Origin of the sequence: Stenotrophomonas sp. TWI1409, assembly GCF_039673015.1 — a bacterium.
Lineage (GTDB): Bacteria > Pseudomonadota > Gammaproteobacteria > Xanthomonadales > Xanthomonadaceae > Stenotrophomonas > Stenotrophomonas maltophilia_A.
Map to the genome: position 1 here is coordinate 23548 of NZ_JBDJKU010000013.1, position 21678 is coordinate 45225.

General features: G+C 65.6%; 16 protein-coding genes. 2 read left to right on the forward strand and 14 right to left on the reverse strand.

Features of this window, described 5'->3' with window-relative positions; all coding sequences use genetic code 11:
• Positions 1-54 precede the first annotated feature (54 nt).
• From ABE423_RS06405 to ABE423_RS06445, 9 genes are all read right to left on the reverse strand, one after another.
• Complete coding sequence (locus tag ABE423_RS06405) at positions 55-762, reverse strand: pilus assembly protein (RefSeq protein ID WP_197616954.1); 708 nt, start codon at positions 760-762, stop codon at positions 55-57.
• Positions 763-780: 18 nt separating this feature from the next.
• Positions 781-1926 carry a CfaE/CblD family pilus tip adhesin gene (locus ABE423_RS06410; protein ID WP_346485420.1) on the reverse strand — a complete coding sequence of 382 codons (1146 nt, stop codon included), beginning with the start codon at positions 1924-1926 and terminating at the stop codon, positions 781-783.
• Positions 1923-4655 (reverse strand): TcfC E-set like domain-containing protein, encoded by a 2733-nt coding sequence (locus tag ABE423_RS06415; protein ID WP_346485422.1) that lies wholly within the window; start codon positions 4653-4655, stop codon positions 1923-1925. Before ABE423_RS06415 ends, ABE423_RS06410 begins: the two co-directional genes overlap by 4 nt.
• Positions 4656-4706: 51 nt before the next feature.
• Positions 4707-5216, reverse strand: coding sequence for a CS1 type fimbrial major subunit (locus ABE423_RS06420; RefSeq protein ID WP_106469007.1), 510 nt, complete (start codon positions 5214-5216; stop codon positions 4707-4709).
• Between the two features lie 504 nt (positions 5217-5720).
• Positions 5721-6083 (reverse strand): NirD/YgiW/YdeI family stress tolerance protein, encoded by a 363-nt coding sequence (locus ABE423_RS06425; protein WP_197617237.1) that lies wholly within the window; start codon positions 6081-6083, stop codon positions 5721-5723.
• Between the two features lie 300 nt (positions 6084-6383).
• A complete protein-coding gene (locus ABE423_RS06430; protein WP_346485424.1) occupies positions 6384-7454 on the reverse strand; it encodes a hypothetical protein in 1071 nt (356 codons plus the stop codon).
• Positions 7455-7745: 291 nt separating this feature from the next.
• Positions 7746-9023 carry a citrate synthase gene (locus ABE423_RS06435; RefSeq protein ID WP_032127838.1) on the reverse strand — a complete coding sequence of 426 codons (1278 nt, stop codon included), beginning with the start codon at positions 9021-9023 and terminating at the stop codon, positions 7746-7748.
• Positions 9024-9319: 296 nt separating this feature from the next.
• The gene (locus ABE423_RS06440; RefSeq protein ID WP_005418951.1) at positions 9320-9562 is read right to left on the reverse strand and encodes a type B 50S ribosomal protein L31; all 243 of its coding nucleotides are present in this window, start codon (positions 9560-9562) and stop codon (positions 9320-9322) included.
• A gap of 88 nt (positions 9563-9650) precedes the next feature.
• Complete coding sequence (locus ABE423_RS06445) at positions 9651-10589, reverse strand: nucleoside hydrolase (RefSeq protein WP_032127836.1); 939 nt, start codon at positions 10587-10589, stop codon at positions 9651-9653.
• 223 nt (positions 10590-10812) lie between these two features.
• Between ABE423_RS06445 and ABE423_RS06450 the strand changes: the two genes are divergently transcribed.
• Positions 10813-12141 (forward strand): Fic family protein, encoded by a 1329-nt coding sequence (locus ABE423_RS06450; protein WP_346485427.1) that lies wholly within the window; start codon positions 10813-10815, stop codon positions 12139-12141.
• 144 nt (positions 12142-12285) lie between these two features.
• Here the strand turns inward: ABE423_RS06450 and recG are convergent, their stop codons facing one another.
• The 5 genes from recG to gmk form a co-directional block, all read right to left on the reverse strand.
• Positions 12286-14397 (reverse strand): ATP-dependent DNA helicase RecG, encoded by a 2112-nt coding sequence (gene recG / locus ABE423_RS06455; RefSeq protein WP_346485429.1) that lies wholly within the window; start codon positions 14395-14397, stop codon positions 12286-12288.
• A gap of 7 nt (positions 14398-14404) precedes the next feature.
• Positions 14405-14791 carry a RidA family protein gene (locus ABE423_RS06460; protein ID WP_005410875.1) on the reverse strand — a complete coding sequence of 129 codons (387 nt, stop codon included), beginning with the start codon at positions 14789-14791 and terminating at the stop codon, positions 14405-14407.
• 177 nt (positions 14792-14968) lie between these two features.
• Positions 14969-17131 carry a bifunctional (p)ppGpp synthetase/guanosine-3',5'-bis(diphosphate) 3'-pyrophosphohydrolase gene (locus ABE423_RS06465; protein WP_019661980.1) on the reverse strand — a complete coding sequence of 721 codons (2163 nt, stop codon included), beginning with the start codon at positions 17129-17131 and terminating at the stop codon, positions 14969-14971.
• Between the two features lie 106 nt (positions 17132-17237).
• On the reverse strand, positions 17238-17537 hold the full coding sequence (gene rpoZ / locus ABE423_RS06470; RefSeq protein WP_005410877.1) for a DNA-directed RNA polymerase subunit omega: 300 nt from the start codon (positions 17535-17537) through the stop codon (positions 17238-17240).
• 110 nt (positions 17538-17647) lie between these two features.
• Positions 17648-18313 carry a guanylate kinase gene (gene gmk, locus ABE423_RS06475; RefSeq protein WP_014038334.1) on the reverse strand — a complete coding sequence of 222 codons (666 nt, stop codon included), beginning with the start codon at positions 18311-18313 and terminating at the stop codon, positions 17648-17650.
• Between the two features lie 290 nt (positions 18314-18603).
• Here gmk and fdnG point away from each other — a divergent pair, with 290 nt between their 5' ends.
• A complete protein-coding gene (gene fdnG, locus ABE423_RS06480) occupies positions 18604-21672 on the forward strand; it encodes a formate dehydrogenase-N subunit alpha (RefSeq protein WP_346485431.1) in 3069 nt (1022 codons plus the stop codon).
• Positions 21673-21678 lie beyond the last annotated feature (6 nt).

Genomic DNA, 21678 nt, shown 5'->3' on the forward strand with positions numbered 1-21678 from the left:
CTCCTTAACACCAAAGGGAAATGAAGCCCCGCGCTTGCGCGGGGCGATAGAAGGTCAGGCGCTCGGCGCCAGGGTCGTTACGTGATCGCGATAGCCGTCGTTCGACAGGCGGTACTGCAACTGCAGGGTGTTGCCGGGCTGGAGCTGGAACGGCAGGGTCAGCGCAGCGTCGGGGTAGAGGCTTTTCGACAGCTCACGCGGCGTACATACGCCACCGGCGCTGCACTCGGCAGCACCGGTAATGCCTACACGCAACGTGCCGGTGTTGCGCAGGGTGTTGCCCTGCAGTTGCAGATCCACGCGACCCTTGGCAGGCACGACGTTCACCAGCGCGCCCCAGATCAGGCTGACGCCGACGTTGGCCTGCGCCGCCTGCTCGTCGCCCTCCAGGATCGTGCCGTCGGGGCCATTCACGCCCTCGAAGTAGATGCGATAGGCCGCCTCTTTTTCGACGGTCTGCAGCGGAATCACCCGGATCAGGCGATTGCTACCGCCACTGAGTGCGAACTTGCCGGGGGTGATGGCAATCGCTGCATCGGCGGCTTCCACTTCGATCTCTTCCTCCCCCACCTGCGCCGGGTTGTTGATGCGCAGCAGCCGCGCCTGCACGTACTGTGGCTGGGTGGATTGCGAGTACACGCGGATCTTCGTGCCGTGCTTGGCGTCCACCGCGGCACGCATCGGATGAATGGACAGATTGGCCTGTGCCGGTGGGGCCAGCAGTGCACTCAACGGCAACAGGCAGAACAGCAGCTTTTTCATGATGAGCCTCCGGGGAGATCAGGGTTTGGCAGTCGGCACGCGCAGCTCTACCGTCAGCTCGCCGTCGTAGAGACCGGGACGTTTGCTGGCGATGGGCGTGGCCGGTGTTTCCAGCGTCAGTGGCGTGGGCACGCAGTACACGGGTTGGCTGATGCCCGGCAGCAGCACCATGCGTAGTTGCGCGCTGTCGATGCCACGCAGCAGCTGTTCTTCGCCGTGCTTCATTGCCAGCAGATTGCCGCCGTAGTTCAGGCCGACCTGGTAGTCGAGGCGCTGGGTGTCGTCGCTGCCTCCGTCCTGATGCCAAACCGCAAAGTCGCGCCCCGGCGGTGGGCGTGGCCCGCTGTCGCGCACGGTGACACCGAGGAATTCGCTCTGCGAACCCACCCCGTCGTAGAGGCACATGTCCACGTCCTTGCGCCCGGCGACGACCTTGCGGATGGGGTCGTAGCGCAGGTCCATGTTGACCAGGGGTGCAACGCCATCGAAGCCGGGGAAGTAGATCGAGATGGCGTCGTAGTCGGTGACGGTGAAGTCGAAGTTGAAGGTGGCTGTGGCGACCGGTGCTGCGGCTGGGTCGGCTTTGATGTTCAGACGCATCGTGGCCTTCCAGTGGCCGGCGACGAGCCGTGAGATCTCACGTTGAGGCAGGATCAGCTCGACGCCAGTTCCAAGCGGGTCATCTGCGCCTCCCCCTACACCGCATCGAAACCAGAATGCTGATTCCAAGGGGCGCACCCGGTCATCCCAGAAGTCACCAGTGCATATCCGTCCTGACATGACTCTCCGCATGCTTCCAATTGCACGGACTTCCGCAATCAGCCCGGTCCGGCGCTCTGCAAGACGCAACACAACTTCAGATGTTCCGGATGCAAGCGAGGGCTCGCCTTCTGTTGGGCACTTCCCAAACTCACTATCAGAAGCAGACCCACAAACCACATGGATCTGCCCGTACTTCATCGCCAGGTCGTGACTGAACCCCAACACCGTCCGCGGTGCCCACAGCTCCACATCACCCGGCACCGCCGAGCGATCCCACGACATCACGATGTCCCGGTTCTGATCCGCCGGATGCGTCTCCGGTGGCCACTGCGCCCACGCCCTCGGCGCCAGCACCACCAGCGCACACACCAGCATCAACACCAACAACACACGCCGGTTCATGGCGTTCCTCCTGCAGCAGCGGTCTGGGGCGTGGCGGCAATCAAGGCGCGTTCCTGCAGCAGGCGCGTCACGCGAGCCTGCTGGCGGATCTCTGCCGGCAGCTGGGCCACGGCCAGCGGCTCGCAGTGCACGGCGCCGACCAGCAGCACCACCTGGCGGCGCTCGCGCACCTGCAGCGGGCAGTGCAGCAGGCGGTCGTCCTGCAGCAGGTACAGCGTTGTTTCGCGACGCGGGAAGTCGGCGACGAAGCCGCCGTTGGCGCTGGTGCCGGGCACCGGCGCGTTGAGGATGCGGGCGCCGCCCAACGGCGCTCCGGCGAGATCCTTGGCGTTGCCGATGAAGGTGTAGGTCACCTCGATCGGCACCGGCATGCGCATCAGCCGCCCGGGGTTGAGGAACATCGGCCGTGCGCCACCCACGCCGGTCACGCGGATGGCGGCGATGCTGTCCAGCGTGCTGGCGTCCTGCACTTCGGCGCGGTGCGACTGGTACGACGACAACGGCAGCAACCGGCGCTCGCCAATCTGCAGGCGTTGCCTGCGCAGGCCGCCCACCTGCAGTTCGGCCGCCACGCCGCGCAGGTCGACGTCATCGGTGTCGGCCACCTGCACGGCCAGGCCGGCATCGGCACCGTTGCTGCCGCTCCAGTAGAAGCCGCGCTTGCCCAGTGCGAAGCCGGAGCTGTGCATGCCGCTGTAGGCGGTCTCGCTGCGGCCGCGCTGCTGGTAGTGCGCCAGCGTGGCGCCGCTCTGGCCCAGGCTGTTCTGCAGCTGGCCGCTGAGCGTGGCGCTGTAGCGGTCGTTGTTGTTGGCGCGCAGTTCGGCCGACAGCTCGCGGTACTGCGCGTCGACTTCCTGGCGCAGGCTGTGGCCGACGCTGTAGTTGATGTCCGGGCGCTGGTGCTGCGGCTGGCGCACGTCCACGCTGTAGCGGCGCTGGCCGCTGCCGGCGGTACCGCGCAGCAGGCGGGTCAGGCTCAGGTTGAAGTAGATGCCGCGGTCGCGTTGGTCACTGCCGCGCAGGCTGTCGCTGGCGCGCTGTTGCCACACGCCCACGCGGGTGGAGACACTGAAATCCTGCCAGCGATGGCTGCGGCTGAAGCTGGCCTGCCAGGTGCGGCTGAGCTGCGGCTCGCGGCGCGGTTGCCATGACGGCGGCGGTGGCAGCAGCGGGTCCAGCCCAGCCAGAGGGCCGCCCTCCGCACCGGGAAGCTCGCGCCCGGCGCGCCAGGTCTGGCGCCGCGTGTAGCCCACATAGGCACTGCCACCGGCCAGCGGCAGCGCCATCGAGGCGGTGAGGGAGTTGGTGCAGCCCAGCTGATCGCGCGCGTCGGCCTCGAACTGGCAGGCCTTGCCGCGCATGCGCTGCTGGTAGATGTTCCAGGATGCGGTGCGGCGGTACGACAACTGGTGCTGCTGGCCGGTGCTGCCATCGTTGCCGCGCATGCCGCCGAAGCTGGCGCGCAGTTCCTGGGTGGCATACAGGCGGCGTAGGTCCACGCGCAGCTCGCCATAGCGGAAACCGCCGAGGTCGGCGGCGCCGGCCACCACCGCCACGTCGCGGCCCAGCGGCACGCGCATGCCGGCCACCGCCACGCGTTCGCCATCGAAGCGATCACTGCGGCGCTCGTTGCGCTTGCCGCCCTGCACGAACCACTGCCACTGGCTGTTGGTCCAGTCGCCGCCCTTGTCGAACGGCGCCTCTTCGCTGCGCACCAGCACGCCATCTTCGTAGATGCGCAGGGTGATGGTGTAGTTGCCGAACGGGAAGTTGCGGGTGTCGATCTGGTTGATGCCGGCCTGCAGGTAGGAGGTCTGCAGCAGGCGCGTGCCGTCGTAGGCGTCCACGCGTGCGGCGCGCGCCAGCAGCACAGTCAGCGGCGTGGCCTGCACGGCGGCATCGGCGTCCACATAGGCCTGGGTGGTGCCCACGCGCAGGCCCTGCAGGCGGTCCAGCGGCAGCATGCTGAAACTGAAGGTGCCACCCTGGGGGCTGGACAGGTTGCGGCGGTCCATGCGCCCGGCCTGCAGGTAGTGCGCCTGCCCCAGGTCGTGGCGGTAATAGACGTTGTCGAACTGGAACGCGCTGTCACTGCCGCGGCTGCGGTAGCGCTGCTGGTTGAAGTTCCATTCAGCGGAGACATGCCCGCGATCGAACAAGCCCAGCACGCCGGTGCCACGCGCGGACAGCGTCTGGTAATCGCGGCTGCCACTCACATTGATCACCTGCTGGTGCAGGAAGGCGTTCTCGGCGTTGGCGCTGACGGTGTGGAAGCGTTCGGCGGCCGGCTTGCCGGGAATCCACTGGCGGGCAACGAAAAGGCGCACCGCGCCCTCGCCTTCGTCGTACAACGCGCGCACGGCGGCGGGGTCATCCGGTGGATCGAGATAGCCGCAGCCGGCAGTAGCGCCACCGAAGCGGCAGGCCAGATGGCTGTTGCGCGGCATGGACTGTGACAGCGCGGGCAGCAGCGCGGCCTGCGCCTCGGCGGGCAGGTCGAGCGCCTGCAGCACGCTTGCTGGATCTTCCAGCTGTACGTGTTCCAGGGTCACGCGCACCGGCGACAGCCCGGCCGAGCGGCCGAACAGCTGGATGTCGAGTTGTTCGGTCTGGCCTTCGACCAGATCCTCGAAGCCGGGCGGGACGCCGCGCGCCGCCGCCAGCGGCGTTGCCAGCGCCAGGGCGAGCGCGACCGCCAGCCGGGTGATGGCGGGGGCGTGTGGGGTCATGGGGGTACCGCTGGAAAAGCAGCCGGCCCGGCGTGCGGGCCGGCGCGGGGATTACGGCGTGGTGGCCTTCTGGTTCAGCACGATGTTGACGATGCCGGTGTAGGCACCCTTGGTGGCAATCGGGGCCGGCGTGGTCTGCGCGATGACCAGCGGCATCGAGATCGACGCGCCCGGGGTGGAACCGGCACCGGTGAACAGATCGGCGGCCTTGAACTCAATCGGAGTCACTGCCAGCGCGCGGTTGTTGAGGCTGACCGTCATCGGCACAGTAACCTTGCCATCACCGTTGGCGAGCACGAAGGCGCTACCAATCTTGGCCTCGATATCGGCGGCTTCATCATTGGAGTGGATGCGCACGTGCTGGGTGCTCGGCACCAGGCCGCGTAGCGGATCATGGGTCAGGGTGACGGCGTCCGGCAGTGCGCTGCCGTCATCACGCAGCAGGGCCAGGGTTGGGTCGACGTCGGCGTAGACGGAGATCTTGGTTTCCACGGCGTGCGCGGACAGCGAAGCCGTGGCCAGCGCTGCAGCGAGCGCGGCCTTCTTGAGAATGGCGTGCATGGGTTGTCTCTCTCGGACAAGGGGGAATGAGAAAGCCCCCCTCCCCTAAGGAGAAAGGGAGGGAGGCGCCGCCCGCAGAGGTGGTTGCGGGCGACGGAGAGAATGTTAGAAACCCATTGTCCTGCAGGCCATTCAAGCATTCCTAAAACGTTGAACGTTAAGAAGAATCTTTGAATTAGTTCAACGTTCCAGGCTTACGCAATTTCCCTCATTCGGTAAATGCAACGAATCTCATTGCTTCGCCTTTGTAGAGTCGAGCCATGCTCGACTGCTGTTCGCGCTGTTCGCGCTATGCGTGCGAGTCGAGCATGGCTCGACTCTACAGTGGGCCATCCACGCATGGCGTGGATCCACCGGCCATGGCTATGCAATTTTCCTCATCCATTGAATACAACAAACCTCATTGCCTCGCCTTTGTAGAGTCGAGCCATGCTCGACTGCTGTTCGCGCTGTGCGTGCGAGTCGAGCATGGCTCGACTCTACATGTCGCAATGAGCGCGAGCCTCAGCCTGCGGGCACCACGGTCACGCGATCAACATCGATGTCGGTCGGCTTGAACCGATGCGTATCGACCTTGCCATGCAGTTCCACCACGGTGTCCGCACCAATGGCCTGCTGCGGCAGGTCTTCGTCATCGATCTCCACTTCGATCTGGCCACTGGCATCGCGGAACTGGTAACGCTCGTGGCCAAGCTTGGCGACGAGGTTGCCACGCAGCACCACCGGCTGGTCGTCGCGCTGGGCGCGCGCATCGGCCACGGTGCTGGCAGCGGTTCCTGCGCCTGGGCCGGTGTACTGGGCAAATGCGTGCGGGCTCAGCAGAGCCAGCGGCGTGGCGATGAGGGCAATGGCAAGCAGTCGGTTCATGGTGGTCTCCGTGGCTGAGTAAGTGCCCTCAGGTTCTATCGCCCCGGATGTGATGCCTATGCAATAGATCCGAAAAGATGTGAAAGCGACACTCAGTGTCAGAATTCGTTCAGATCCTGAAGCAAGGTTTTGTAGAGTCGAGCACGGCTCGACCCTACAAATACCCATCCACGCATGCGTGGACCTCGCATTGGCGCGCGATCAGAAGAAGATCGCGTACAGGATCAGCAGCGGAATCGGCACGCCCAACAACCAGAGCAGAATCATTTTCATGGCAGGTCTCCTTGCATGGAACGGGGGTTACAGGTCGCGACGGCGGCCGCCCCAGGTGGCGCTGAGGCTGGCGAAGAACGCGCCGATCAGCAGCGTGATGAACAGCCACAGCGCGGCATACGCTGCTGCCTTGCGGGCGTCGTCGGCCGCCTGCTTGGCAGTGTTCTTGGCCTTCTCCAGCGCAGCACGCATGCGCGTCTGCACATCGGTCACGCGCGCCTGCGCTTCGGCCTGACTCATGCCGGTCTCGCGCGCGATCAGCTGGGACAGGTACTGGGTGTCGGCCGGATCCAGGCCATCTCCCTGCAGACTGTTGACGATGATGCGATTCACCTCTGCACGCACTTCACGGCGGTCAGCCACCGGGCCATTACCCGGCATCGGACGCGGCGGTGCGGCCATGCGCGCGTCGCGCGGGCCGACGCTTGCGACCGGCGGCGACGGGGCCGCATTCGGATCCATCGGCGCACCCGGCGGAGGCGGCGTTGCAGGATCAGACCGCCCTGCGCTGGTGGCGCTGCGGAACAGCGAGTCCACCCAGTAGTTGAGGTCGCCTTCCGGTGCAGCCGCCGCAACGCTACCGGCGCCCGCTGCGGCGACGCCGGCGGTGGATACTGCAGCACCAGCCGTGGCACCGGCCACTTTCGCGCCCGTGCCGAGTACGCCGCCGATGGCCGAGGTGAGCAGACCGGCGGTGAGCAGCGTGGCCACCGCCCACGACACGAAGCCATGTGCGGTATCGCGGAAGTAGGTTTCGTCGCCGTGGATCTGCGTCCACTTGGTACGCAGGCGTCCTGCCAGATAGCCACCCAGACCCGAAGCCGCCAGCGCAGTGAAGGTGAGCCAGATGATGCTGGACCAACCGAAGGTTTCCTTGCTGACGCCTTCGAACGACCACGGCGACACCGAGGACAGCCCCAGGCCCACGCCGAGAATCAGCAGGATGAGGGACAACGCGGCGGCGGCGGCGGCACCGGCGAAGATTGCACCCCAGGACACGGCGCTTTCGCTTGGCGGGGCGACGATGGGGGCGGCGACGACAGTGCCGACGTCAGGGCCGAGCGGGCCGCGCTCGGGTGGGTCGAATCGGGTACTCATGGGACGGACGCTCCGGATCAGATGCTGCGGATGCAGCTGGCGTCCTGAGGCTGCGCGAGCGCTTGTGAAGCTGGCGAGACCCTTGAATCACGCGGTCTTGGCGCGGTGAAGAGCGTGCCAACCAAGGTTGGCACCTACCGAAGGCGGATGCGGTGGTAGATCCACGCCATGCGTGGATGATTTTTCGCGGGCGCCGAAATCGTGCGGACCAACGGTCCGCACCTACCAGGTCCGCTCCAAAAAAAACGCCCCGCAGATGCGGGGCGTTCTCGGCACAATCTACGCGGGCGATCAGCCCTGGTAGTCGCGCACGTCGCTGCCGGTGTAGACCTGGCGCGGACGGCCGATCTTCATTTCCGGGTCAACCTGCTGTTCCAGCCAATGCGAGACCCAGCCGGAGGTACGGCCCAGGGCGAACATGACGGTGAACATCTCGGTCGGGATCTGCAGCGCCTTGTAGATGATGCCGCTGTAGAAATCGACGTTCGGGTACAGCTTGCGGGCGACGAAGTACTCGTCCTGCAGCGCAGCCTGTTCCAGCTTCACGGCCACGTCCAGCAGCGGATCCTGCACGCCCAGCTGCTTGAGCACCTTGCTGGTCATCTCGCCGATGACCTTGGCGCGCGGATCGAAGTTCTTGTACACGCGGTGGCCGAAGCCCATCAGGCGGAAGCCGGAGGTCTTGTCCTTGGCCTTGACCACGGCGGACTCGACGTTGTCAGCGCTGCCGATCTCTTCCAGCATCTTCAGCACGGCTTCGTTGGCACCGCCGTGGGCCGGACCCCACAGCGCGGTGACGCCAGCGGCAACCGACGCGTACGGGTTGGCACCGGTCGAGCCGACCAGACGCACGGTCGAGGTCGAGGCGTTCTGCTCGTGGTCGGCGTGCAGGATGAACAGCAGGTCCAGCGCCTTGACCACGTCCGGGTTCAGATCGTACTGGCCATCAGCCGACTCGAAGGTCTGCTTCAGGAAGCGGCTGACATAGTCCAGCGAGGTGTCCGGCTTGTTGGCCGGCAGGCCCTTGCCGTGGCGGTAGATCAGCGCCGACAGGGTCGGCACCTTGGCGATCAGGCGCACAGCGGCCTGGCGGCGCTGTTCGGCGTCGGACAGGTCCAGCGAGGCGTGGTAGATGCCCGACAGCTGCGCGATGGCGGCGGTCAGGATGGCCATCGGATGTGCATCCTTGGCGAAGCTGCCGATCAGGGTGTTGATCGACTCATCGACGTTGGCTTCAGCCGCCAGCTCGTCGGTGAAGGCCTTCAGCTGCTCGGCGCTCGGGCGCTCGCCGTTGATCAGCAGGTAGGCCACTTCGACGTAGCTCGACTTTTCCGACAGCTGTTCGATCGGGTAGCCGCGGTACAGCAGCACGCCCTTGTCGCCGTCGATGTAGGTGATGGCGGACTTGCAGCTGGCCGTCGCGGTGAAGCCGGAATCGTAGGTGAAATACCCCGTTTCCTTGGTCAGCTTCGCGATGTCGACGCAGTCGTTGCCAAGGGTGGGTTTGATGACGGGCAGAACGACCGACTTATCGCCGGCGTTGAGCGTGACCTGATCAAGATCGGACACTGTGTGCGCTCCTTCATGGGAAGGCGCCTGCCCAAGCGCATTGGTCAGGCACGTGAATGACGTCCTCGGCCTGTGCCGGGGATCACGCCATTATCGCACAGCAGCATTTGCCCGGCGCTAGACAGAAGTCGTATACAACAGGCGGCCAGACGCCGGCCGTTGAGCGGCCCGGATCGGCAAAAGCGTTGTCATCCGAACGCAGTGTTCCGTCCATCCAAACGCCCGTTGGGTAGGCGTTGGGGAAAAACAAACGGCCGCGCAGAGCGCGGCCGTCGGTTCGAAGCTGGATCGACAGATCAGCGCGCGTAGCGCTTCTGGAACTTGTCGATACGGCCCGAGGTGTCGATGACCTTGTGCTTGCCCGTGTAGAACGGGTGCGAAGCAGAGGAAATTTCAACCTTGACCAGCGGGTATTCGTTGCCGTCTTCCCACTGGATGGTTTCCTTCGTGCCCATGGTCGAGCGGGTCAGGAACTTGAAATCGGAGGTGACGTCATGGAAGACGACGTCGCGGTAGTTCGGATGGATATCGGCCTTCATGGGCTCACACCGTAAATGGGCTGGTGGTCAAGAGCGGCATTATAAGCACCGGTTGCCGCTCGGGGCAACCGGTGCGGGTCAACAGACTTCAGTCCGCGCCCAGGGCCTGGCGCACCAGGGCCTCGAAACGCTGCTGGTCGTAGGCCATCAGCAGATCGCAGTTGTCCGGCTGGCCGGTCTGGCGGTTCCAGTCGACGATGGTGGCGCCGCGGCTGAACGTACCGTTCAGCTCCACGTTCAGCGGCCGCGATTCGACCTGCAGCTGCCCTTCCGGGTTCAGCGCCCAGGCCATGGCGACCGCATCGGCGGTATACCAGCGGCCACCCTTGCTGTCCTCGGACAGGCCACGGGTCTTGCGCGAGATCAGCTCGTAGAAACGGGCGCGATCGGAATCAGCCTGCAGCCACTTTTCAGCATCCTGCAGCGGCAGGCCATGGGCGACGGTGGCCTCCCAGTCCGACACCAGCAGGTGCTTGAACGAAGTGAACACCACGTGCGCCGCTTCCGGATCGAACGCGATGTTGAATTCGGCCGCCGGGGTGATGTTGCCGTGGCAGGTGACCGCACCGCCCATCACCACGATGCGCTTGATGCGCTCGGGAAGGGTCGGGTCCAGCTTCAGTGCCAGGGCCAGGTTGGTCAGCGGGCCAAGCATCACCAGCATCAGTTCACCGGCGTGCTCGTGCGACAGGCGCAGGATGGCCAGTGCGGCGTGCTCGGCTTCAGCCTGGCGGCTCGGCGGCGGCAGGTCCACGTCGCCGTAGCCGTCACGGCCATGCACGTGGGCGGCGTCAACGGAGGGATGCAGCAGCGGATCCGGGCTGCCGGCAAACACCGGTACGTCGGCGCGGCCGACGATGTCGCAGAGCTTGAGGGCGTTGCGGACGGTGTACTGCAGGCCGACATTGCCGGCGGCGATGGTCAGGGCGACCACGTCATGCCGTTCATCGGCAAAGGCCATCAGCAGGGCCAGGGCGTCGTCCACACCGGGGTCGGTGTCGATCAACAGGGGGATCTTGTGGGTCATCGTTGCCGTCTTCAGATCGGCAACGAAGTGTGGACCGGGATGATGACCGTTGCAATACCGGTCTGCCCCGGCGGCAAAGATGTAGTGGAGAGGGTTGGATCCGTTGCCCCACCAACGCCCCGCCCAACGCACTCACGAACATGAACAGATTCTAGTTCGGGTCGCTTGGAGCGCCCAACATCATTTGCTATAAAAAGTGTTGAACATTTTATAGAAAACAACCATGAAGCTGCCCGCGCCAGCTCCCGATCTGGCAACCCTCACCCGGAAGTACATGGAGACCCTCGGTACCATCCTGGACGCCCGGATCGGGCCCGAGGTGAACGGCGCCTATGAGCACTGGGACAAAGTCCGCCACAGAGCGCCACCGGCGGGCCTGAACGCGGAGCAGTGGTGGCTGGGCATCACGTGGACGCGCGCAGCATTGCTGAAGCCGCTACCGCTGTTGCTGGACAAGACGCAGCAACCCTTCAGGCTGGCACTTACCGATTCAATGCAGCGGCACCTGCACTACATTGATCGGGAGGCCGCAGGCTCGGTGAAGGGGGTGGATGCTGCCAGCGGCCAAGGACGGTTCCTGATCCGCTCGCTGATCGAGGAAGCGATGACCTCATCGCAGCTGGAGGGCGCCTCGACCACGCGGGCGGTGGCAAAGGAAATGCTGAGCACAGGCCGTGCGCCGCGCGACCAGTCCGAGCGCATGATCTACAACAACTACGTGGCAATGAACGTGATCCGCGAGCGCGGCATACGCCCGATCACTCCCGGCGAGATTCTGGAGCTGCACAGCATCCTCACCGACGGCACGCTGGAGCTTCCAACCGACAGCGGGCGTTTCAGAACCGCCGAAGACAACGTTGCGATCTTCGATCGCGGCTCACCACCTACGCTGCTGCACATCCCTCCTCCGGCCGAGGAAGTGCCCGCACGGATCGAGCGGCTGTGCACGTTCATCAATGAGGAAAGCACACCGTTCATCCATCCTGTCGCCAAAGCCATCGCACTGCATTTCCAGATTGGCTATGACCATCCTTTCGTGGATGGCAATGGCCGTACGGCACGCGCACTGTTCTACTGGGCGATGATGAATGCCGGATATTGGATGACCGAGTACTTCTCCATTTCCAGCGTGTTGAAGGAGTCCCCAGGCAAGTACATGCAGGCCTACCTCTACACCGAAAGCGACAACCGGGATCTTGGCTACTTCGTGGCGCAACAACTGGAGGCGATTGAGCAATCGATCCAGGGTTTGCATGCCTACATCGCCAGGAAGCATGCGGAGGATCAGGCAGCGCGACGCGTGCTGCGAACCGCCCGGCTTGGCGGTGTGCCTCTCAATCATCGTCAGCGCGCGTTGCTGGCCAACGCGCTGAAGGATCCTGACCGGACCTACACCGTCGCCAGCCACCAGGCGGCACACACCATTACCTATCCGACCGCGTTGAAGGATCTGAACGGATTGGTGGCTTCCGGGCTTGTCAGCAAAGAGCGCGTCGGGAAGGCGTCCGAGTATCTCGTGCTACCCGGTCTGTCGGAACGTTTGGCGCTGTAGATCTACGCCATGCGGGGATGACGGGAAGGTGATCGAAAGCGCTGCCTGTAGAGTCGAGCCATGCTCGACTCACGCGCGCAGCGCGCAGTAGATCCACGCCATGCGTGGATGTGTGAACCAGGGTCCACACCCACCAATGCGGCATTACGCCGAGGCGTAACGCACGGCGGTGCCGATCCAGCGCTGCACCACGCGATCGGCCAGCGCGGGTTGCTGGTCCAGCAGGCGTTCGGCCAGGTCATGCACGCCGGGCAGCAGGCCGGCATCACGCGCGAGATCGGCGATGCGGAAACCGGCCAGGCCGGTCTGGCGGGTACCGAGCAGTTCACCGGGGCCACGCAGCTCCAGATCCTTCTCGGCGATGACAAAGCCATCGTTGGTTTCGCGCATGGTCTGCAAACGCTCGCGTGCCATCTGCGAAAGCGGCGCCTGGTACAGCAGCACGCAGCGCGACACCGCCGAACCGCGGCCCACGCGGCCGCGCAACTGGTGCAGCTGGGCCAGGCCGAGGCGCTCGGCATTCTCGATCACCATCAGCGAAGCGTTCGGTACGTCCACGCCCACTTCGATGACCGTGGTCGCCACCAGCAGATCGATCTCACCCGCCTTGAACGCCACCATCGTCGCCAGCTTCTCGGCGGCCTTCAGGCGGCCATGCACCAGCCCCACGCGCACGCCCGGCAGCAGCGCCTGCAGCGATTCGTAAGTGGCCTGCGCCGGCGTGGCGTCGAGCTCTTCGCTTTCCTCGATGAGCGTGCACACCCAGTACACCTGCCGCCCTTCCTGGCAGGCCAGCGCGATGCGCTCGATCAGTTCGGGACGGCGGTCGTTGTTGAGTGCCACGGTCTGCACCGGGGTGCGGCCCGGCGGCAGTTCGTCGATGGCCGAGACATCCAGATCCGCGTATTCGGACATCGCCAGCGTGCGTGGAATCGGCGTGGCGGTCATCACGAGCTGGTGCGGCACGCTGTTGCCACCCGCGCCCTTGTCGCGCAGGGCCAGCCGCTGGTGCACGCCGAAGCGGTGCTGCTCGTCGACGATGGCGAGCGCCAGATCCTGGAACACCACCGCCTCCTGCATCAGCGCGTGGGTGCCGACCACCACCTGCGCTTCGCCGTTGGCGACCTGCTCCATCACCTTGGCGCGCGCCTTGCCGGTGACCTTGCCGGCCAGCCAGGCGATACGCACGCCGAGCGGTTCCAGCCAACCGCGCAGGTTGTTGAGATGTTGTTCGGCCAGCAGCTCGGTGGGCGCAGCCAATGCAACCTGCTTGCCCTGCTCCACCGCCAGCATCGCCGCCAGCGCGGCGACCACGGTCTTGCCGGAGCCCACATCGCCCTGCACCAGCCGCAGCATCGGGCTGGGCCGCGCGAGGTCTTCGCGGATCTGCTTGAACACGCGCGCCTGCGCGCCGGTCAGCGCGAACGGCAGCTGCTTCAGCAGCGCCTTGGCCAGCTTGCCGGGGCCGGCCAGCGGCGGCGCATGGTGCGCCTGCAAGGCGATGCGCTGGCGGCGCAGGCTGAGGTGATGGGCCAGCAGCTCTTCCATTGCCAGACGACGCTGCGCTGGATGGGTGCCTGCGGCCAGCGCGGCCAGATCGGCATCCGGCGGCGGCCGGTGCACGGTCAGCAGCGCGCTGCGCAGTGACGGCAGGCCGAGGCCATCCAGCCAGCCACTGGGCAGCAGTTCCAGCGTGCTTTCCTCGGGCAGGCGGTCCAGCGCCTGGCCGATCAGCTTGCGCATGGTCATCGGGCCGACGCCTTCGACGGTGGGATACACCGGGTCGAGGCGGTCGCCGAGTTCGGGATCGTCCTTGCGGCCCAGCACCTGGTAGCTGGGGTGGACGATTTCCAGGCCGAGGTGGCCCGGCTTGGGCGTGCCGAAGCAGCGCAGCCGGTTGCCGACCGCGAACTGGCCGACCTGCTGCTGGCGGAAGTGGAAGAAGCGCAGCACAAGGGTGCCCTGCCCTTCATCCTCCACGGCGACCTTCAGCATCGGCCGGTAGCGCATGCCGCGCTCGACCGCGACCACCCGCCCTTCCACCTGCGCCGGCACGCCGTTGCGCAGGTCTTCGATGCGGGTCAGCCGGGTGCGGTCTTCATAGCGCAGCGGCAGATGAAGCCAGAGATCCTGCAGGGTGGCCAGGCCACGTGCCTGCAGTTTGGCGGCCACGGCCGGACCGACGCCGGCGAGCATCGCAAGCGATGCTTCGCCGGACGGTGACAGGACCGGGGTGACCGCCGCCTTGCGTGCCACGTGGCGGTCAGTCGATGACCATCACCGCGTCGACCTCGAAGTTGGCGCCCTTCGGCAGGCCGGAAACTTCGATGGTGGAACGGGCCGGGTACGGGGCCTGGAAGTAGTCCTGCATGACGGCGTTGACCTTGGCGAACTCGCCCAGGTCGGTCAGGTACAGGCCCAGGCGCACGACCTTGTCCAGCGAGCCGCCGGCGGCTTCGGCCACGGCCTTGAGGTTGTCGAAGGCGCGGCGGGCCTGTGCTTCGACGTCGCCGGCGCCGACGATGTCGCCGGTGGCCGGGTCGAGCGGGATCTGGCCGGAGAAATACACGGTGTTGCCGGCGCGCACGGCCTGCGAGTACGGGCCGATGGCGGCGGGAGCCTTTTCGGTGTTGATGATCTGGCGGGACATGGGTCGCTCCGGTGCTTGGGGGAAAACAGAGCGGTGATTGTACCGGGTGGGGGCGCATCCACGCATGGCGTGGATCTACCGCGCCGCTTTGGTAGTGCCGGCCGCTGGCCGGCAAACCCATGAGCGTCGGAAGCATCGCGAAGTTGCCGGCCAGCGGCCGGCACTACCGGGTTCGCGTTACTGGCGGCGTACCGACTGCACGACCGACAGGCGGCGCAGGCGGCGCATCACTTCGGCAAGGTGGTTGCGGTCGCGCACCTGGATGTTGAACGCCAGCACGGCGGCGTTGAAATCACGGTCCAGGTAGTCCACACGCTCGATGTTGGAATGGCTCTGCGCGATGGCGGCGGCCAGCTGCGCCAGCACGCCGGTGCCGTTCTCCACTTCCACCACCAGCGAAGTGTCGTAGTCGCCGGAGACGGTGGTGTCCCAGCCGATCGGCACCCAGCGCTCAGGCGACTTGCGCAGCTCGGCCAGGTTCGGGCAGTCCATGCGGTGCACCACGATGCCCTTGCCGGCAGTGTGGTAGCCCATGATCTCGTCGCCCGGAATCGGCTGGCAGCAGCCGGCGAAGGTGACCACGCCGCGCTCGCTGCCGTTGATCAGGATCTTTTCCTGCGAATGGTGGCGCGAGTGCGGGCCGCCACGCAGTTCGGCGTAGGCCATCAGCGCCTGCGCGGCCTGGGTCGGCATCCAGTTGCCCAGTGCGACCTCGGCCAGCAGCGCCTCCAGGCGCGGGAAGCGGTGTTCGGCCAGGAACGCATCCAGGCGCCCCTTCGGCAGCCGCTCCAGCGACGAATCCATCGCTTCCAGCGCACGGTCGAGCATGCGGTGGCCGAGCTGCACGGCGTCTTCGTGCTCCAGCTGCTTGAGCTGGTGGCGGATGGCGGTGCGCGCCTTGCTGGTAACCACGAATTCCAGCCACTGCGGTTTCGGCGTGGCCGAGCGTGCGGTGATGATCTCCACCGACTGGCCCGACACCAGCTTGGTGCGCAACGGCACCAGCTTCTTGTCCACGCGCGAGGCCACGGCCATGTTGCCGACGTCGGTATGCACGGCGTAGGCGAAGTCCAGCGCGGTGGAATTGCGCGGCAGGGCCAGGATCTTGCCCTTCGGGGTGAACAGGTAGACCTCGTCCGGGAACAGGTCGACCTTGACGTTGTCGAGGAACTCCAGCGAGGAACCGGCGGCACGCTGCGAGTCGATCAGCTCAACGATCCAGGCGTGTGCGCGGCTCTGCGCGCTGTTCGGTGAATCGCCGCCGAACTTGTAGGTCCAGTGCGCGGCCACGCCACGTTCGGCGATCAGGTCCATCTCTTCGGTGCGGATCTGCACTTCGATGGGCGAGCCATACGGCCCGAACAGCACGGTGTGCAGCGACTGGTAACCGTTGGCCTTGGGAATGGCGATGAAATCGCGGAAACGGCCATCCAGCGGTTTGAACGTGGCATGCACCGAACCCAGCGCGTGGTAGCAGCTGGGCACGCTGCGCACCACCAGGCGGAAGCCGAACACGTCCATCACTTGGTCGAAGGTTTTGTTCTCGTCGCGCATCTTGTTGTAGATGCTCCACGGGGTCTTGATGCGGCTGACCAGGCGGTGCTCGATGCCTTCCTTCGCCAACCGCTGCGACAGCTGCACTTCCACCTGCGCCAGCGCTTCGCGGCGGACCACCGGCTGGCTGCGGATGTGCTTTTCCAGGATCGCGTGGCGCCACGGATACAGCGCCTTGAAACCGAGGTTCTGCAGCTCGCTCTTGACCAGGCTCATGCCCAGGCGCTGGGCGATGGGCGCGTAGATCTCCAGCGTCTCGCGGGCGATGCGGCCGCGCGCTTCGCGGCTCTGCGCGCCCAGCGTGCGCATGTTGTGCAGACGGTCGGCCAGCTTGATCATGATCACGCGCAGGTCGCGCGACATCGCCAGCAGCATCTTGCGGAAGCTCTCGGCGGCCGCTTCCTGGCGGTCGCGGAACTTCAGCTTGTCCAGCTTGGTCACGCCGTCGACCAGTTCGGCCACGGCTTCGCCGAACTCGGCGGCCAGCGCCTCACGGGTCAGCGGGGTGTCTTCGATGGTGTCGTGCAGGATCGCGGCGATCAGCGCTTCCACGTCCAGGCCGAGCTCGGCCAGCACCTGGGCCACAGCCACCGGATGGGTGATATAGGGCTCGCCCGACTTGCGCGTCTGCCCGGCGTGTGCGGCGGCTCCGACTTCCCAGGCACGGCGCAGCAGCGGCAGCTGTTCCGGCGGCAGGTAATGGGCGGCGCGTTCAAGCTGGAGGACGTAGTCGGGTACGGCGGCAGCGGGGGCTGCGGCGACCTTGGCAGTGGGGCCTGGGTTCATGCCCGCAGCCTATTCCAGCGCGACGTTTACGGCAAATCCTGAATGCGAAACAGCCCGCACGGGGCGGGCTGTTCGGCACATCCAACGATTACGTTGATCGATGCGATCAATCGTCGTTCTTGGACATGTCTTCGTCGGCGACCACTTCCGCGGCAGCCCACTCCAGCGCTTCGCGCTCGGCGCGCTCACGCTCGGCCTTCTCGACTTCGTCGATCAGCGCGTTGTCGATCTTGCGGGCGGCGATTTCGCGCAGCGCCAGCACGGTCGGCTTGTCCTCGGTCTCGCTGTTGTCCAGCGTGGCCTGCACGCCGTTGGCGAGCTGGCGGGCACGCTTGGAAGCCATCATGACCAGTTCGAAACGGTTGTTAACGACTTCCAGGCAATCTTCTACGGTGATGCGGGCCATACGGGCTCCCGGCGACCGGTCGGCCGCTCAGTCGAATGAGGGAAAGGGAACGGAGTGTACTGGCAGGGGCTGGACAAAATCAAGCCAACCCCTACCCGATTCTTTTGGAATCAGTCAGTTGCGCCCGGATCGGGGGTCAACAAGGCCTGGATCAGGCCTGCGTGGCGGACCTTCTGGGCCTCCCGGCGCAGGCGGCTGGCGGTGAAGATGGCGCACAGCTCGTCCACGGCGGTGTCAAACACCTCGTTGACGATGACGTAGTCGAACTCGTTGAAGTGCAGCATCTCGTCACGGGCTGCGCCCAGGCGCTGGGCGATGACCGCCTCGCTGTCCTGGCCGCGCTTGCGCATGCGGTCCTGCAGGGCCTGCTTGGACGGCGGCAGGATGAACACGGTGACCGTGCCCGGCACCAGCTGGCGCACCTGCTGCGCGCCCTGCCAGTCGATCTCCAGCAGCACGTCCTGGCCGGCGGCCAGCTGCGGTTCCACCGACTGGCGGGCGGTGCCCTTCCAGTCGCCGTGCACCCAGGCATGCTCGAAGAAGTCGCCGGCGGCGATCATTTCCTCGAACTTCTCCGCAGAGACGAAATGGTAGTGCTGGCCATTCACTTCACCCGGGCGCATCGCGCGCGAGGTGAAGGAGATCGACAGGGCGATCTGCGGGTCACGCGCCAGGGTAGCATTGACGATGCTGCTCTTGCCGGCGCCGGACGGGGCGGCAACGATGTACAGCGTGCCGCGCGCAACGGCGTCCGACGGCTTCGACGGGGCGCTCATGCGGGGGATCCAACGGGTTGATTTCGCAAAATTTTTCCTCGGTGTTCCAGATCCGGCGCGGAGGATCGCGCCAGGACGGCGGGGGCTGCGCGGAACATCCTGGAACCAGGCCCGGCAGACGCTTCCCCGGGGTGCGGGCACGCAACTTTACCAGAGCCGCCCCTTTGCGCGCCCGTCCGGCAGGCGCCGGGCCTTGTGCCACATGGGCGTGCGGGGGCCTGTGCTATAACCGGGCCGTACCCAACGACAGCCCGGAGGCCTGCGCCTCCCCGCCATCCCAGGAGAACGGCATGCCATCGATGAGCCGCCGCCAGTTCCTGAAAGTGACCGGGACAACCCTGGTCGGCTCCAGCCTGGCACTGATGGGCTTCGCGCCCGGCATCGCGCTCGCGGAGGTCAGGCAGTACAAGCTGACCCGCGCGACCGAGACCCGCAACACCTGTACGTATTGTTCGGTGGCCTGCGGCATCCTGATGTACAGCCTCGGCGATGGCGCCAAGAACGCCGAGCCGAGCATCTTCCATATCGAGGGTGACCCGGACCATCCGGTCAACCGCGGCACGCTGTGCCCGAAGGGTGCCGGCCTGGCCGACATCATCCACAGCAAGTCGCGCCTGCTCTACCCCGAGTACCGCGCGCCGGGCTCGAACGAGTGGAAGCGGCTGAGCTGGGACGATGCGCTGGACCGCATCGCGCGGCTGATGAAGGAAGACCGCGATGCCAACTTCGTGCAGAAGAACGAGGCCGGGCAGACGGTCAACCGCTGGCTGACCACCGGCATGCTGGCCGCCTCGGCGACCAGCAATGAAACCGCGGTGCTGACCCACAAGGTCGTCCGCTCCCTTGGCATGTTGGCATTCGACAACCAGGCACGTGTCTGACACGGCCCGACGGTGGCAGGTCTTGCCCCGACGCTAGGCCGTGGTGCGATGACGAATCACTGGGTCGACATCAAGAATGCCGACCTGATCCTGATCATGGGTGGCAATGCCGCCGAGGCACACCCGTGCGGGTTCAAATGGGTGACCGAGGCCAAGGCACACAACAAGGCCCGGCTGATCGTGGTCGATCCGCGCTTCAACCGCTCGGCCGCGGTGGCCGACGTGTATGCGCCGATCCGTACCGGCACCGACATCGTGTTCCTGGGCGGTCTGATCAACTACCTGTTGACCGAGGACCGCATCCAGCACGAGTACGTGCTGAACTACACCGACATGTCGTTCCTGGTGAAGGACGAGTTCGCCTTCAAGGACGGCCTGTATTCGGGCTACAACGAGGAGAAGCGCAGCTACGACCGTTCCAGCTGGGACTACGCCTACGGTGACGACGGCTTCGTGCGCAGCGACCCGACGCTGAAGGACCCGCGCTGCGTCTACACCCTGCTCAAGCAGCACTACGCGCGCTACACCGTGGAGATGGTCGAACGCATCTGCGGGACGCCGGCGGACAGCATCCGCCAGGTCTGGGAGATGATCGCGTCCACCGCCGGCAAGGACAAGGCGATGACCATCCTGTACGCGCTGGGCTGGACGCAGCATTCGATCGGTGCGCAGAACGTGCGTGCCGGCACCATGGTGCAGCTGCTGCTGGGCAACATCGGCGTGGCCGGCGGTGGCATGAACGCCTTGCGCGGGCATTCCAACATCCAGGGCCTGACCGACATCGGCCTGATGTCCGACCTGCTGCCCGGCTACCTGACGCTGCCGAAACAGGACGAGCAGGACTACGACGCCTACATCGCCAAGCGCACGCAGAAGCCGCTGCGCGCCAACCAGATGTCGTTCTGGCAGAACTACCCGAAGTTCCATGTCAGCCTGATGAAGTCGTGGTGGGGCGACGCCGCTACCGCCGACAACAACTGGTGCTTCGACCATCTGCCCAAGCTCGACAAGCCGTACGACATGCTGCAGGCGTACGAGCTGATGAACGAGGGCAAGATCCACGGCTACATCTGCCAGGGCTTCAACCCGCTGGCCTCGGCGCCGAACAAGGGCAAGCTGATCAGCGCGTTCTCCAAGCTGAAGTTCATGGTCAGCATGGACCCGCTGGAAACCGAGACCATCGCGTTCTGGCAGAACCACGGCGCACTGAACGATGTTGATCCCAGTGCGATCCAGACCGAAGTATTCCGCTTGCCGACCACCTCCTTCGCAGAGGAGAACGGTGCAGTGGTGAACTCCTCGCGCTGGCTGCAGTGGCACTGGAAGGGGGCCAATCCGCCGGGCGAAGCGCGCAGCGACATCGAGATCATGTCCGAGCTGTTCCATCGCATCAAGGCGATGTACGAGAAGGACGGCGGTGCGTGGTGGGAGCCGGTGCGCGACCTGGCCTGGAAGTACTCCAACCCGGAACTGCCGACGCCGGAAGAACTGGCGATGGAATACAACGGCAAGGCACTGGCCGACGTGTTCGATCCGAAGGACCCGACCAAGCTGGTGCGCAAGGCCGGCGAGCAGCTGGCGGCATTCGGCGACCTGCGCGACGACGGCAGCACCTCCTCCGGTTGCTGGATCTACATCGGCGCCTGGGGCCCGACCGGCAACATGATGGCGCGACGTGACAACAGCGACCCCACCGGCATCGGCAACACGCTGGGCTGGGCCTGGGCATGGCCGGCCAATCGCCGCGTGATGTACAACCGCGCCTCGTGCGACGTGGCCGGCCAACCGTTCGATCCGCGCCGCACGCTGCTGGCCTGGAACGGGAAAAACTGGGGCAGCGTGGACGTGCCGGACTTCAAGGCGGATGAAGATCCCGCCGGGGGCATGGGCCCGTTCATCATGAATCCGGAAGGCATCGCCCGCTTCTTCGCCAAGGCCGGCATGGCCGAGGGCCCGTTCCCGGAGCACTACGAACCGTTCGATACACCGCTGCGCAGCAACCCGCTCAGCCCCGGTCAGGCACTGACGTTGAACAACCCGGCGGCGCGCGTGTTCGCCAGCGATCGCGAACAGATCGGTTCGCCGGACGAGTTCCCGCATGTGGCCACCACCTACCGCCTGACCGAGCATTTCCACTTCTGGACCAAGCACGGCAAGTTGAACGCCATCATCCAGCCCGAGCAGTTCGTCGAGATCGGCGCGGCCCTGGCCGACGAGCTGGGCATCAACAACGGCAGCCGCGTGCGGGTCAGTTCCAAGCGCGGGCATATCGAAGCGGTGGCCATGGTGACCAAGCGCATCAAGGCCCTGCAGATTGATGGCAGAACCGTGCACCAGGTGGGCGTGCCGATCCACTGGGGCTTCCTCGGTGCAGCCAAGCCCGGATACATCGCCAATACGCTGACCAACGCCATCGGTGACGGCAACTCGCAGACGCCCGAATCGAAGTGCATCCTGGTCAAGGTCGAGAAGGTGTAGGAGACA